The organism is Streptomyces sp. NPDC052040, assembly GCF_044548405.1.
In the GTDB taxonomy this organism is placed as follows: Bacteria; Actinomycetota; Actinomycetes; order Streptomycetales; family Streptomycetaceae; genus Streptomyces.
The window spans coordinates 286600-300726 of the sequence record NZ_JBIUBV010000001.1 but is presented as its reverse complement, the minus strand read 5'-3'; the positions used below and the strand labels follow the sequence as shown (position 1 = coordinate 300726).

The following is a 14127-nucleotide window of genomic DNA, read 5'->3' as shown; positions in this document are numbered from 1 at the left end:
CCGGCGCACCCGAAGCCAGGCCCCGCCCAGGTCCCCACAGAGTCGAAATCCCGCCAACCCGTCGCCCGGCCCCGGACGGCTCCCCACTCCCCCGATCCCCGCTCCCCCGGCCCCGCCCTCCTGCGTCACTCCTCCCCCACCGCGCCCTCCCCGCCTCTTCTCCTCTCCTCCCCCGGCGGTGTGACCTTCGCCGCTTGGCCCGGCGGGACTGGGCAGCTTGGTTACTCGTAAGTAGCATGGTGCTGAGCACGCGCTCAGCGCGTCGCCGCAGCGCTACCCCGCACCCTGGAGGAGAGCCATCGTGCCTCGTACCGTCAGGGACGTCGTCTTCGTCGACGGCGTCCGTACCCCGTTCGGCAAGGCGGGCCCGAAGGGCATCTACCACGAGACCCGTGCCGACGATCTCGTCGTGAAGGCGATCCGGGAGCTGCTGCGCCGCAACCCGGGTCTCGACCCGAAGAAGATCGACGAGGTCGCCATCGCCGCGACCACCCAGATCGGCGACCAGGGCCTGACCCTCGGCCGCACCGCGGGCATCCTCGCGGGCCTGCCGACCTCGGTGCCCGGCTACTCCATCGACCGCATGTGTGCGGGCGCGATGACGGCCGTGACGGCCACCGCCGGCTCGATCGCGTTCGGCGCCTACGATGCCGTCATCGCCGGTGGCGTCGAGCACATGGGCCGCCACCCGATGGGCGAGGGCGTCGACCCGAACCCGCGCTTCGTCAGCGAGAAGCTGGTCGACGAGTCCGCCCTGTTCATGGGCATGACGGCGGAGAACCTGCACGACCGCTACCCGGGCATCACCAAGCAGCGTGCCGACGAGTACGCGGTGCGTTCGCAGGAGAAGGCCGCCAAGGCCTACGCCAACGGCAAGATCCAGCAGGACCTGGTGCCGATCTCGGTGCGCCGCACCAGCCCCGAGGGCGGCGAGACCGGCTGGGGCCTGGTCACGGCCGACGAGCCGATGCGCCCGGGCACCACCCTGGAGAACCTCTCGGGTCTGAAGACGCCGTTCCGCGTCCACGGCCGGGTCACCGCGGGCAACGCGGCCGGCCTGAACGACGGCGCCACCGCCTCGATCATCGCCAGCGAGGACTTCGCCCGCGAGCACGACCTGCCGGTGAAGATGCGCCTGGTCTCGTACGCCTTCGCGGGCGTCGAGCCTGAGGTCATGGGCTACGGCCCGATCCCGGCCACGGAGAAGGCGCTCGCCAAGGCGGGCCTGTCCATCTCCGACATCGATCTGTTCGAGATCAACGAGGCCTTCGCCGTCCAGGTGCTGGCCTTCCTGGAGCACTACGGCATCGCGGACGACGACGCGCGCGTCAACCAGTACGGCGGCGCCATCGCCTTCGGTCACCCGCTCGCCTCCTCCGGCGTCCGTCTGATGACGCAGCTGGCACGCCAGTTCGAGGAGCAGCCGCAGGTCCGTTACGGCCTCACCACCATGTGCGTCGGCTTCGGCATGGGCGCGACGGTCATCTGGGAGAACCCGCACTTCGAGGGGGACAAGTGAGCACCACCGCTGAGCTGCTGAAGGGTGCGGCCGAGCTGTTCCCCGGCGAGGTCGTCACCCAGGCGCACGTACGCCACTTCGATCTGCCGCTGGGTGCGGGCCGGTTCGCCCTGATCACCCTGGACAACGGCCTGGACCACACCAAGCCGACCACCTTCGGCCCGCAGTCGCTGGCGAACCTCGACGCCGCGATCGACCGGGTCGAGAAGGAGGCCGCGGCCGGCGACATCGTCGGTGCCGGCATCACCGGCAAGCCGTTCATCTTCGCGGTCGGCGCCGACCTCAAGGGTGTCGAGCTGCTGAAGCGGCACGAGGACGCGCTCGCCATTGGCCAGGGCGGTCACGAGGTCTTCAAGCGCCTCGCGAAGCTGGCCGTGCCGACGTTCGCGTACTACAACGGCGCGGCGATGGGCGGCGGTGTCGAGGTCGGTCTGCACTGCACCTACCGCACCGTGTCCGCGGCCCTCCCGGCCTTCTCCCTGCCCGAGGTCTTCCTCGGCCTGGTGCCCGGATGGGGCGGCTGCACCCTGCTGCCGAACCTGATCGGCGCCGACAAGGCCGTCACGGTCGTCATCGAGAACTCGCTCAACCAGAACCGGCAGCTCAAGGGCAAGCAGGTCTTCGAGCTGGGTATCGCGGACGCCCTCTTCGAGGGCGCCGACTTCCTGGAGCAGTCGCTGATCTGGACGGCGGCGGTCCTCAAGGGCGAGATCGTGGTGGAGCGCCCGGAGATCGACCGCGGCGAGGCCTGGGACCAGGCCGTCGCCCGGGGCCGCTTCATCGCCGACGGCAAGGTGCACGGCGCGGCCCCGGCCGCCTACCGTGCGCTCGACATCATCGCCGCGGCCAAGAACGGCGACCTCCAGCAGGGCTACGACGCCGAGGACCAGGCCCTCGCGGACCTGATCATGGGCGGCGAACTGCGCTCCGGCATCTACGCCTTCAATCTCGTCCAGAAGCGCGGCAAGCGCCCGGCGGGTGCCCCCGACAAGAGCCTGGCGCGCCCGGTGACCAAGGTGGGTGTGGTCGGCGCGGGCCTGATGGCCTCGCAGCTCGCCCTGCTCTTCCTGCGCCGCCTGGAGGTCCCGGTCGTCCTCACGGACATCGACCAGGAGCGTGTCGACAAGGGCGTGGGCTATGTCCGCGCCGAGATCGACAAGCTGCTCGCCAAGGGCCGGGTCAACCAGGACAAGGCCAACCGCCTGAAGGCCCTGGTCTCCGGTGTCCTGGACAAGGCCGAGGGCTTCGCGGACGCGGACTTCATCATCGAAGCCGTGTTCGAGGAGATGTCGGTCAAGCAGAAGGTGTTCGCCGAGGTCGAGGCGGTCGCCCCCGCGCACGCCATCCTCGCCACCAACACCTCCTCGCTCTCGGTGTCGGAAATGGCGTCGAAGCTCCAGCACCCCGAGCGGGTCGTGGGCTTCCACTTCTTCAACCCGGTCGCCGTGCTGCCGCTGCTGGAGATCGTCCGCGGCGAGCAGACCGACGACGCCTCGCTGGCCACGGCGTTCGGTGTCGCCAAGAAGCTGAAGAAGACCGCGGTCCTGGTCAAGGACGCCCCGGCGTTCGTCGTCAACCGCATCCTCACCAGCTTCATGGGCGAGATCCAGAACGTCATCGACGAGGGCACCCCGGTCGAGGTCGCGGAGCGCGCGGTCGAGCCGCTCGGTCTGCCGATGTCCCCGCTGGTGCTGGTGGAGCTGGTCGGCCCGGCGATCGGTCTGCATGTCTCGGAGACCCTCAACAAGGCCTTCCCGGACCGCTACAAGGTCTCCCCGAACCTCAAGGCGGTCGTCGAGGCCGGCAAGCGCGGCTTCTACGTCTACGACAGCGGCAAGCCGGAGCTGGACCCCGAGGTGGCCGCGCTGCTGAAGCAGGGCGACACGGTGCTGACCGAGGAGCAGGTCCGCGCCCGCGTCCTGGACACGGTGGCGCGGGAGATCGGCCTGATGCTCGACGAGGGCGTCGTGGCCGAGGCCCAGGACATCGACCTGTGCCTGATCACGGGCGCCGGCTGGCCCTTCCACCTGGGCGGCGTCACGCCGTACCTGGACCGCGAGGGTGTCTCCGAGCGGGTGAACGGCAAGCGGTTCCTGGAGCAGGGCGTGGCGTCGGTCCCGGCGTGACCCCGTAAGCGCACCCGGCGGCAGCCGCCGCCCCCGACAAGGGCCTCCGCACTCGGCGGAGGCCCTTCGTCGGAATCGAAGAGGAACCGAAGAGGAACCGAAGGCCCGGGGGAGGTCCTTCGCCGTCCCCGGGGGCGGCAAGGCCCCCGGGTGTCACACCGGCTGCCAGGCCGCCAGCGCGAGTCCGGGTTCGTCCTTCTGCCGGGCGAGGCGGAGTTCACCGTCCGGGGTGTGGCTCGCGGCCACCACCCGCCCGGCCGCGTCCTCGGCCAGCGCGACCCGGGTGCCGACCGGCAGCTGCGGGCCGGACTCGCTCCACCACAGGCCCGCCGACTCCTGCTCGGTGGGGCAGGCGGCGAGGACGGCCCGCCCGGAGGACGACCGCTGGGCCAGCAGCATGCAGTCGTAGCCGTCGACGGCACAGCGCAGGGCCGCCACCGGGCCCGGTCCCGCGGCGAGCAGCAGCGGGAGGGGGGCGCCGCCCGGGCGCCAGGCGTGCAGGACACCCCCGGGGTCCGCGAAGAGCAGCGTGGTGTGCTCCTTGGACGTGCACAGGGCGGTCAGGGTGCCCGGCCGTACGTCCGTCTCCAGTGCCTCGTCGGGGGCCAGGGGCCCGCCCGGCTCCTCCTGGCGCCAGCTCAGAATGCCGTCCGCGGTGGTGGCGTACAGCTCGACGCGTCCCGAACCGGCGGTCACGGCGGCGAGTTCCTCGTGCGCGCCCGGACCGCCGATGTCCTGCCAGGGGCTCCAGCCGCCGCGTTCCTTCTGGGCGAGCATGCTGACGCCGCCGCCCTGGTTGCGTACGAAGACATGGGCGCGGCCCTCGGCGTCCACGGCCACCGCCGGGGGTCCGGTGCGGTCGCCCTTCTTGTCCGGGTGGCCGATGGGGGTCCAGTCGAGCGCGGAGAGCCGGGGCCGGAAGTGGGTGGAGTGGACGAGTCCTGACTCGCCCGGGACCGTGGGGCGCCAGGCGGCCAGGTGGGCGTATCCGTCGGCGCCCTGCCCGAGGGCCAGCGGGGCGTGCAGGCGCTGGTCGCCGCCGACCCTGCGCGGGGGTCCCCAGGAGAGCTCCGGATGGTGCTCGGCCCGGCACCACACCGCCGCGTCCCGCGGGGCGTAGGCGCTCAGGCTCCCGTCCCGGCCGCGCAGCAGCCAGGAGCCGTTCACAGTGGGCACCGTCGACACGCCCCCACTGTAGGGGCGTCCGTCCCCGCCCGCGGGGCGCTCGGCGCCCCGTCACCCCCGGGACGGACGCCGCGGGACCGGGGGTGACGGGCTCGTGCGAGGCTGGGGGCATGAATGCCGTGCCCCTGGTCGTCGTCGATGCCGCGAACGTCGTCGGATCCGTGCCCGACGGCTGGTGGCGGGACCGCCGCGGTGCCGCGGAGCGGCTGCGGGACCGGCTGGTGCGGTACGCGGAGGAGGGACTGCCCGGCCTTCCCGGCCCGGTGGAACTGGTGCTCGTGGTCGAGGGCGCGGCGCGCGGGGTGGAGTCCGTGCCCGGCGTACGGGTGGAGTCGGCGCCCGGCAGCGGTGACGACCGCATCGTGGAGCTGGCCGAGGCGGCCGGGGAGCGTTCCGTGCTGGTCGTCACGGCGGACCGGGAGTTGCGCCGACGGGTGCGGGAGCGGGGCGCCCAGGTGCTGGGCCCGCGGTCGGTGCGCACGCAGGAGCCCCCGGCGGAGCGGGGCTGAGGGGCGGTCAGGGGGCGCTGTCGCCGGACCGCCCGGCCGCCGCGCGCTGCTGCTCCCCCACCCGGCTGTGGGTGCGGCCGTAGAGGAAATAGATCACGAAGCCGACCAGCAGCCAGAGGGCGAACCGCAGCCAGGTCTCGGCGGGCAGGTTCAGCATCAGCCACAGCGAGGCGCACACCGAGAGGATCGGCACCACCGGGACGAACGGGGTGCGGAAGGCGCGGTGGAGGTCGGGCCGGCTCCGGCGCAGCACGACCACGCCGATCGCCACCACGATGAAGGCGAAGAGCGTACCGATGTTGACGAGTTCGGCGAGTTCGCTGAGGCTGGTGAAGCCCGCGACGACGGCGATGACCACGCCGAGCAGGATGGTCGGCCGGTGCGGGGTCTTGAAGCGCGGGTGGACCCGGGAGAAGAAGCGGGGCAGCAGCCCGTCCCGGCTCATCGCGAAGAAGACCCGGCTCTGGCCGAGCAGCAGGATCAGGCAGACCGTGGTCAGGCCGATGGCGGCGCCGAAGCTGATCACTCCCGCGTACCAGGGGTGTCCGATGGCCTTGAAGGCGTCGGCGAGCGGCGCGTCCACCGACAGGTCGGTGTAGTGCTCCATTCCGGTGACCACGATCGACACGGCGACATAGAGCGTGGTGCAGATCAGCAGGGAGCCGAGGATGCCGCGGGGCACGTCGCGCTGGGGGTTGCGGGTCTCCTCGGCCGTGGTCGCCACGATGTCGAAGCCGATGAAGGCGAAGAAGACGACGGAGGCGGCGGTGAAGACGCCCAGCACCCCGAAGTTGGAGGGTGCCCAGCCCGCGATGAGCTGGATGAGGGGTGCCTTGAGGCTGCCGGCCGCGGGCACGGCCTCGGACTTCGGGACGAAGGGCTTGTAGTTGGCGGTGTTGATGAAGAAGGCGCCCGCGATGATCACGATCAGCACCACGACGACCTTGATCGCGACGACGAGCTGGGTGACCCGGGCCGACAGCCGCATGCCGACGACCAGGATGGCGGTCAGCGCCAGGACGAGCGCGGCGGCCAGGATGTCGAAGCCGAAGCCGGTCGCCCCCTCCCGGCCGCCGAGGGCGGCGGGCAGCTGCCAGCCCGCGTTGTCGAGCAGCGAGTGGATGTAGCCGGACCAGCCGACCGCGACCACCGCCGTGCCCAGCGCGAACTCCAGGACCAGGTCCCAGCCGATGATCCAGGCGGGCAGCTCGCCCAGGGTGGCGTACGAGAAGGTGTAGGCGGAGCCCGCGACCGGGACGGTCGAGGCGAATTCGGCGTAGCAGAGCGCGGCCAGGGCGCAGACGACACCGGCCACGACGAAGGACAGCGAGACGGCCGGTCCCGCGTTCTCCTTGGCGACCTTGCCGGTCAGCACGAAGATGCCGGTGCCGATGATGACCCCGACGCCGAAGACGGTCAGGTCCAGGGCGGAGAGTGTCTTCTTGAGTGCGTGCTCCGGCTCCTCGGTGTCCCGGATCGACTGCTCGACGTCCTTGGTCCGGAAGAGAGTCCTGCTCACGGCGTACCTCCCACGCATCATCGTCCCCGACATGATGGAGAGGGGGGCGTAGGGCCTATGCCCCAAAAGGGTGGGATCCACGCAAATGGGCTGGTCCCGCCACCGTAAAAGAGGCGGGACCGGCCCGGCCGATCGGTGGGACGGCGTCAGTCCCGGGCGGACTCCACCGGGTCCCCGGTGCGCGAGGCGGCCGTACGGTCGTACCGCCCGTCGAGTCGGGAGACCAGCCCGGTGACCTGGCGGGCGATGTCCGTGGCGGTCAGGCCGATCTCCGCCATGACCTCCTTGCGGGAGGCGTGGTCCAGGAAGCGCGACGGGATGCCGAAGTCGCGCAGCGGCACATCCACCCCGGCGTCGCGCAGGGCCTGGGCGATCGCGGAGCCGACACCACCGGCCCGCGAGTTGTCCTCGACGGTGACGACCACCCGGTGCTGCTCGGCGAGCGGGGCGAGGGCCTCGTCGACGGGCTTGACCCAGCGGGGGTCGACGACGGTGGTGGAGATGCCCTGCTTCTTGAGCAGGTCTGCGATCTCCAGGCACATGGGCGCGAGGGCGCCGACCGACACCAGCAGCACGTCCGGCACCGGGGCCTCGGCCTTGCGCAGCACGTCCATCCCGCCGACCGTGCCCACCGCGGGCACCGCCGGGCCGACGATGCCCTTGGAGTAGCGCAGCACGGTCGGCGCGTCGTCGACCTCCACGGCCTCGCGGAGCTGGGCGCGCAGCTGTTCGGCGTCGCGCGGGGCGGCGATCCTGAGGCTCGGGACCACCTGGAGCATCGACATGTCCCACATGCCGTTGTGGGAGGCGCCGTCGTCGCCGGTGACACCGGCCCGGTCGAGCACGAAGGTCACTCCGCACTTGTGCAGGGCGACGTCCATGAGGACCTGGTCGAAGGCGCGGTTGAGGAAGGTCGCGTAGACCGCGAAGACCGGGTGCAGGCCGCCGGTGGCGAGGCCGGCCGCGGAGACCGCGCCGTGCTGCTCGGCGATGCCGACGTCGTAGATCCGGTTGGGGAAGGCGTCCGCGAACTTCTTCAGGCCCACCGGCTGGAGCATCGCCGCGGTGATGGCGACGATGTCCTTGCGCTCGCGGCCGAGGCGGACCATCTCGTCACCGAAGACGGAGGTCCAGCTCGCGGCGCCCGCCTTGATGGGCAGGCCGGTGTCCGGGTGGATGGGGCCGATGCCGTGGAAGCGGTCGGCCTCGTCCTGCTCGGCGGGCTTGTAGCCGCGGCCCTTCTCGGTGAGGCAGTGCACGATGACCGGGCCGCCGAAGCGCTTGGCGCGGGCCAGCGCGGATTCCAGGGCCTCGATGTCGTGCCCGTCGATCGGGCCGACGTACTTCAGGCCCAGGTCCTCGAACATGCCCTGCGGGGCGATGAAGTCCTTCAGACCCTTCTTGGCGCCGTGCAGCGTCTCGTAGAGGGGCCTGCCGACGACGGGGGTGCGCTCCAGCACCTCCCGGGTGCGGGCGAGGAACTTCTCGTAGCCGTCGGTGGTGCGCAGGGTGGCCAGGTGGTTGGCGAGGCCGCCGATGGTGGGGGCGTAGGAGCGCTCGTTGTCGTTGACGACGATGACCAGGGGCCGGTCCTTGGCGTCCGCGATGTTGTTGAGGGCCTCCCAGGCCATGCCGCCGGTCAGGGCCCCGTCGCCGATGACGGCGACGACATGGCTGTCCCGCTCCAGCAGCTCGTTGGCCTTGGCGAGGCCGTCGGCCCAGCCGAGGACGGTGGAGGCGTGCGAGTTCTCGATGATGTCGTGCTCGGACTCGGCGCGCGAGGGGTACCCGGACAGGCCGCCCCTGCTGCGCAGCCCGGAGAAGTCCTGACGGCCGGTGAGCAGCTTGTGCACATAGGCCTGGTGGCCGGTGTCGAAGAGGACCTTGTCCTTCGGCGACTCGAAGACGCGGTGCAGGGCGATGGTGAGCTCGACCACACCGAGGTTGGGGCCGAGGTGGCCGCCGGTCTTGGAGACGGCGTCGACGAGGAAGGTCCTGATTTCCTCTGCCAGCTGGTCCAGCTCCTCCAGGCTGAGCCGGTCCAGATCGCGCGGTCCCCTGATGCGGGTCAGCAGCGGCACCCGTGCCTCCTTGCAGTAGAGCTGAGTCAAGCTATTGCCGGGCCCGTCGAGTCTAATGTTCCGCCTGTGCGGATCATGGGCGGCCCTCGTATTCGGGGTATCGGTTTTCGGCCGCCCCGCGCCGGGCGGGCCGCGGGGCGGTCCGTGCGGCCCCCGGCACAGGACTGTGCCCGGCACCGCACGGGTGCCGGGCACAGGGGTGAAGAGGGCTGCCGCGCCCGTCCGCGGGGGCCCAAAGCCCCCGCGGCCGGGGGCTAGGCGCGGCCGGCCGTCTTCTGGGTCTTGCGGGTGACGGAGTCGATCACCACGGTGGTGAGCAGCACACCCGCGGTGATCATGTACTTCACCGGCTCGGCGATGGACTCCAGCTGGAGGCCGTACTGGATGGAGACGATCACCAGCACACCGAGCAGGGCGTTCCAGGTGCGGCCCCGGCCGCCGAAGAGGCTGGTGCCGCCGATGACGGCCGCCGCGATGGCGTTCATCAGCAGGTCGCCGGTACCGGCGCTCTGGTTGGCCGAGGCGATCTTGGAGGCCAGGAACAGGCCGCCGACGGCGGCGAAGAACCCGGAGATCGCGAAGACCGAGATCCGCACGGCCGTGACGTTGATACCGGCACGGCGGGAGGCCTCGACGCTGCCGCCGAGCGCGAAGATCTTGCGGCCGTACGCGGTGCGGCGGAGCAGGAAGTCCGTGAGCACCAGGAAGGCGAGGAAGATCACGGTGGCCAGCGGCAGGCCCTTGTACTGGTTGTACATGTAGGCCGCGGCGAAGGAGACCACGGCGAGCAGGACCGTGCGCAGGACCGTCTCGCTGAGCGGCCGGGACGGAATGCCCGCGGCCTCGCGGCGACGGTTGCCCAGGTAGGAGGTGGCGAAGAACACGGCAACCACGACCGCGGCCAGGCCGTAGGCGGCCGCCACATCGGAGAAGAAGTACGTGGTGAGCTGGCCGATGAGGCCGTCGCTGTCCAGGTTGATGGTGCCGTTGGCGCCGAGGACCTGGAGCATGAAGCCCAGCCAGAAGAGCAGACCGGCCAGGGTCACGGCGAAGGCGGGCGCGCCCAGCACCGCGAAGAAGAAGCCGTGCAGCGCGCCGATGCCCGCGCCGATGGCGACGGCCACCAGCACGGCAACCCACTCGGGCCAGCCCTGGTTGACGGCGAACACGGCCGCGAGCGCGCTGGCCGCGCCGCTGACCGAGCCGACCGACAGGTCGATCTCGCCGAGCAGCAGCACGAAGACGATGCCGACCGAGATCATGCCCGTGCCGACCATCGTGACGGTGATGTCGCTCAGGTTCTGCGCGGACAGGAAGGCCGAGTTGAGGCTCTGGAAGATGGCGCAGATGATGACCAGGCCGACGATGACGGGCATCGAGCCCAGCTCACCGGCGCGCATCTTGCGCTTGAACTCGCCGAGGTATCCGGCGAGGCCCTGCTCGCGCACCAGGAGACGGGGGTCGACCGCGGTCACCGCGGCCGCTGCGGCCTCGGGGTTCTCCACGGCGGGCACGTTCTCGGGCGCCTCGGAGGTCTTTTCGATGCTCACTGGGAAACCTCCCCGGTCGTGCGCGCCGCACGGCGGGTCACGGCATTGTCGGTGGCGCCGGTGATGGCGGAGATGATCTCCTCCTGCGAGGTGGTCTTCACCTCGAAGACGCCGTTGTTGCGGCCGAGGCGGAGCACCGCGACCTTGTCCGCCACGGCCTTCACGTCGGCCATGTTGTGGCTGATGAGGATCACCGCGTGGCCGCGCTCGCGCAGCCGCTCGACCAGGTCGAGGACCTGGGCGGTCTGCTCGACGCCGAGTGCCGCGGTGGGCTCGTCCAGGATGACCAGCTTGGGCTCGCCGAGCATGGAGCGGGCGATGGCCACGGTCTGGCGCTGACCGCCGGAGAGCGAGGCGATCGGGATACGGACGCTGGGGATCCGGATCGACAGGGTGGTCAGCAGTTCGCGGGCGCGCCGCTCCATCTCGACCTCGTCGAGGATGCCGCGCTTCTTCAGCTCGCGGCCCAGGAAGAGGTTGCCGACGACGTCGATGTTGTCGCACAGCGCGAGGTCCTGGTAGACGGTCGCGATGCCGAGGGTCTGGGCGTCGTTCGGCTTGCCGATCTGGACCTGCCTGCCCTCCCATTCGATGGCGCCCTCATCGATGGGGTGCACGCCGGCAATCGTCTTGACCAGCGTGGACTTTCCGGCACCGTTGTCGCCGACCAGGGCGACCACCTCACCGGCGTGGACCTCAAGCTCTACGTCGGTGAGCGCCTGGACGGCACCGAACCGCTTGGAGACCCCGCGCAACGCCAGCACGGGCGTAGCGGACACGTGAACCAACTCCTTCGCCGCCTGACCCGGCGGGAGGTTGTGCAGAAGTTTGGGGGGAATGTTCCGTCCGGCACCCCGCGACGAGCTTGCGGGGCTGGTGAGCGCGGGGCGCCGGAGGAGTGTGCGTGGGCCGGTCCCCGTACGGGAATTCAAGGACGAATCGCCGTACGGGGAAAGGGCTCGGGTCCGCTTACTTCAGACCGGCCTTGTCACAGGCCGACTTGTACTGCGGGGTGCAGATGTCCGCGACGGTGTAGATGCCGTCCTTGATGACCGTGTCCTTGATGTTGTCCTTGGTCAGCGCGACGACCGGGACGAGGACGGAGGGAACCTGCTTGACGGTCGGGCTGTCGACCTTGTCCTTCGCTATCGAGTCGAGCGACTTGCCCTGCGCGAGCGCGACGGCCATCTCCGCGGCGATGTCGGCTTCCTGCGGGTAGGACTTGTAGACGCTCATGTACTGCTCACCGGTGACGATGCGCTGCACACCCGCCAGTTCGGCGTCCTGGCCGGTGACCGGGATGTTGGTGATGCCCGCGGCCTTGAGGGCGGTGATGATGCCGCCGGCCATGCCGTCGTTGGCGGAGTAGACGCCGGTGATGTTCTGCTTGCCGAGCGCCGTGATCGCCGCCTCCATGTTGGCGTTGGCGTTGTCCGGCGACCACTCCTTGGTGTCGAACTCGCGGCCGATGTTGACCTTGCCGTCGAGGACGGAGTGAGCACCCGCCTTGAACTGGGCGGCGTTGGGGTCGGTCACCGCGCCGTTCATCATGACGATCTTGCCCTTCTTGGCGTTGCCGCCCAGGGCCTTCAGGAGGGCCTCGCCCTGCGTCTTGCCGACCTCGGTGTTGTCGAACGAGGTGTACGCCTTGATCGGACCCTCGGCCAGGCGGTCGTATGCGACGACCGGGATGCCCGCGTCGTTGGCCTTCTTGACCGAGTTGGCGATGGCCTTGGAGTCGACGGCGTCGACGATCAGGACGTCCACCTTGTCCGTGATCATGGTGTCGACCTGCTGGGCCTGGAGGTTCGCGTCCTGGCGGGCGTTGTTGTACTCCAGCGTGGCCTTGTTGCCCGTCAGCTCCTTGATCTTCTTCTCGATCAGGGGCTTGTCGAACTTCTCGTACCGCGCGGTCTTGTTCTCCGGAAGGAGCAGACCCACCTTGATGGCGTCGCCCTTCTTGGGGCCCGACGAGGAAGAGCTGCCGCCCGACTCCTTGGCGCTGCCACAGGCGGCGAGCGAGACGGCCATGGCACTCGCGGCAACGGCAACGGCGGCACGACGCATACGCGTGTTCACTTCAGAAACCTCCCTGACGAGGCCGCGTCGTTGCGGCCGAGGTGGCTGGAAGTCAACTCGGCCGCAGGTTCGGCGTCAAGAAGTAAATCCTTAACGAGATGGCAACGGTGCCATCCGTTTTCTAAGTGAAGGCGGGGGCCACGACGGTAAGCGTGCCGTCCAAAAGGGTCGAATCACCCATCTCGCTGAGTGCCAGAGCGAGCGCGCCGAGCACCTCGGCACGGCCGCCGAGCGCCCCCGGCAGCACCGAGAGCTGGCGCGCGGCGCTGGGGATCGCATACCGGCCGACGGACTCCCGGATGGGCGCGAGGACCAGCTCCCCGGCCTCGGCGAGATCGCCGCCGAGCACCACCCGGCTCGGGTTCAGCAGATTGCAGAGATTGGCCACCCCGCTGCCGATGTGGCGGCCGACGTCGGCGATCACCCGGCGGCAGCCCGGATCGCCGTCCCGCGCCAGCCTGACCACGCCCTCCATGGTCAGCTCGGAGCCGTGGCTCGGCTGGAGCAGGGGCAGCACATAGCGCGCCGCGGTGAAGGTCTCCAGGCACCCCCGGTTGCCGCAGCGGCAGACCGGGCCGGACTCGTCGAGGGTGATGTGCCCGATCTCCCCGGCCGTGCCGCCGGGCCCCCGGTAGATCGTCCCGTTGATCACCAGACCGGCGCCGACACCGCTGGCGACCTTGATGTACGCGAGGTCCCTGACCCCCCGGCCGCTGCCCCAGACCAGCTCGCCGAGGGCGCCCAGATTGGCGTCGTTGTCCACGTGCACCGGCACGCCGAGCCGCCCCCGCAGCTCCTCGGCGGGCCGGGCGCCGGTCCAGCCCGGGAGGATCGCGGTGGAGCCGAGGGTGCCCGACTCGACGTCGATCGGACCCGGCACGCCGAGGCCCACGCCCGCGATCTTGGACCGGTCCACCCCGGTCACCTCGATCAGCCTGCTGACCAGCTCTTCCGCCCGGTCGAAGCCCTGTGCGGCAGAGGCGTCCACATCCAGCGGCTCCGACTCCTCGGCCAGCACCTGGTGGGCGAGGTTTCCGACCGCGACGCGCAAATGGGTGTGCCCGAAGTCGATGCCGATGACAATGCCGGCGTCCCCGCTCAGGGACACGCTCCGGGCCCTGCGGCCGCCCGAGGAGGTGGGCGTGACCTCGACGGTCCCCCCGTCCTTCAGCTCCCGCACGATATTGGAGACCGTTGCCGCGGACAGGCCCGTCGTCCTCGCGATCTCCGCCTGCGTGAGCGACCCGGCGAGGCGCACCGCACGGACGACGCGTTCCAGATTTGCTCGGTGCAGCGACGACTGCGACCCCGGAGTCTCCATCGACTCATCCACTCCTGCCCTCAGCCCGGCGGCCACGACGCCGCCAGTGTGGCCCAGATCACGGCAGCGGGATCCGGGCCACTTACAAGTTGTGAACTCCAAGCTCCGCTGAACGGGTTACCGCAGTCAAGTCCTTGACGGAAATCGAGGAAGATCGCGAGGAGTGCGGACGGTCACACCGGCGCCGCCCCCGGTTCACGGGAAGGACGCCTGCTGGCCGGATCACGCAGGTAGGGGG

Annotated in this window: 10 protein-coding genes; 3 read left to right on the top strand and 7 right to left on the bottom strand. The window is 70.5% G+C overall.

What is annotated here, in order from left to right; translation table 11 throughout:
* Positions 1-301: 301 nt before the first annotated feature.
* Both ACIHAA_RS01250 and ACIHAA_RS01245 read left to right on the top strand, forming a co-directional pair.
* Positions 302-1519: a thiolase family protein gene (locus ACIHAA_RS01250; protein ID WP_399811411.1), complete on the top strand. Its 1218-nt coding sequence runs from the start codon at positions 302-304 to the stop codon at positions 1517-1519.
* Positions 1516-3645: a 3-hydroxyacyl-CoA dehydrogenase NAD-binding domain-containing protein gene (locus ACIHAA_RS01245; protein ID WP_399811409.1), complete on the top strand. Its 2130-nt coding sequence runs from the start codon at positions 1516-1518 to the stop codon at positions 3643-3645. The genes ACIHAA_RS01250 and ACIHAA_RS01245 overlap by 4 nt, the downstream gene beginning before the upstream one ends.
* Before the next feature lie 153 nt (positions 3646-3798).
* On the opposite strand, the gene ACIHAA_RS01240 is transcribed toward ACIHAA_RS01245, so the two are convergent.
* A complete protein-coding gene (locus tag ACIHAA_RS01240; RefSeq protein ID WP_399813673.1) occupies positions 3799-4812 on the bottom strand; it encodes a hypothetical protein in 1014 nt (337 codons plus the stop codon).
* A 128-nt stretch (positions 4813-4940) separates the two neighbouring features.
* Between ACIHAA_RS01240 and ACIHAA_RS01235 the strand changes: the two genes are divergently transcribed.
* The gene (locus ACIHAA_RS01235; protein WP_399811406.1) at positions 4941-5339 is read left to right on the top strand and encodes an NTP pyrophosphohydrolase; all 399 of its coding nucleotides are present in this window, start codon (positions 4941-4943) and stop codon (positions 5337-5339) included.
* Positions 5340-5346: 7 nt separating this feature from the next.
* Here the strand turns inward: ACIHAA_RS01235 and ACIHAA_RS01230 are convergent, their stop codons facing one another.
* From ACIHAA_RS01230 to ACIHAA_RS01205, 6 genes are all read right to left on the bottom strand, one after another.
* Positions 5347-6858: an amino acid permease gene (locus ACIHAA_RS01230; RefSeq protein WP_399811403.1), complete on the bottom strand. Its 1512-nt coding sequence runs from the start codon at positions 6856-6858 to the stop codon at positions 5347-5349.
* Between the two features lie 146 nt (positions 6859-7004).
* Positions 7005-8939: a 1-deoxy-D-xylulose-5-phosphate synthase gene (gene dxs / locus ACIHAA_RS01225; protein ID WP_399811401.1), complete on the bottom strand. Its 1935-nt coding sequence runs from the start codon at positions 8937-8939 to the stop codon at positions 7005-7007.
* Positions 8940-9193: 254 nt separating this feature from the next.
* On the bottom strand, positions 9194-10489 hold the full coding sequence (locus tag ACIHAA_RS01220; protein ID WP_399811398.1) for a sugar ABC transporter permease: 1296 nt from the start codon (positions 10487-10489) through the stop codon (positions 9194-9196).
* Positions 10486-11277 (bottom strand): ATP-binding cassette domain-containing protein, encoded by a 792-nt coding sequence (locus tag ACIHAA_RS01215; RefSeq protein ID WP_399811396.1) that lies wholly within the window; start codon positions 11275-11277, stop codon positions 10486-10488. The genes ACIHAA_RS01220 and ACIHAA_RS01215 overlap by 4 nt, the downstream gene beginning before the upstream one ends.
* Before the next feature lie 181 nt (positions 11278-11458).
* On the bottom strand, positions 11459-12556 hold the full coding sequence (locus tag ACIHAA_RS01210; protein WP_399813672.1) for a sugar ABC transporter substrate-binding protein: 1098 nt from the start codon (positions 12554-12556) through the stop codon (positions 11459-11461).
* A 133-nt stretch (positions 12557-12689) separates the two neighbouring features.
* Entirely contained in the window at positions 12690-13889 is a 1200-nt protein-coding gene (locus tag ACIHAA_RS01205; protein ID WP_399811393.1) for an ROK family protein, read from the bottom strand.
* Between the last annotated feature and the right edge of the window lie 238 nt (positions 13890-14127).

What these genes read in the sequence shown, in the direction of transcription:
- ACIHAA_RS01235 (WP_399811406.1), top strand. Translation starts at nt 4,941, where the DNA reads ATGAATGCCGTGCCCCTGGTCGTCGTCGATGCCGCGAACGTCGTCGGA.
- ACIHAA_RS01210 (WP_399813672.1), bottom strand. Translation starts at nt 12,556, where the DNA reads ATGCGTCGTGCCGCCGTTGCCGTTGCCGCGAGTGCCATGGCCGTCTCG.
- ACIHAA_RS01205 (WP_399811393.1), bottom strand. Translation starts at nt 13,889, where the DNA reads ATGGAGACTCCGGGGTCGCAGTCGTCGCTGCACCGAGCAAATCTGGAA.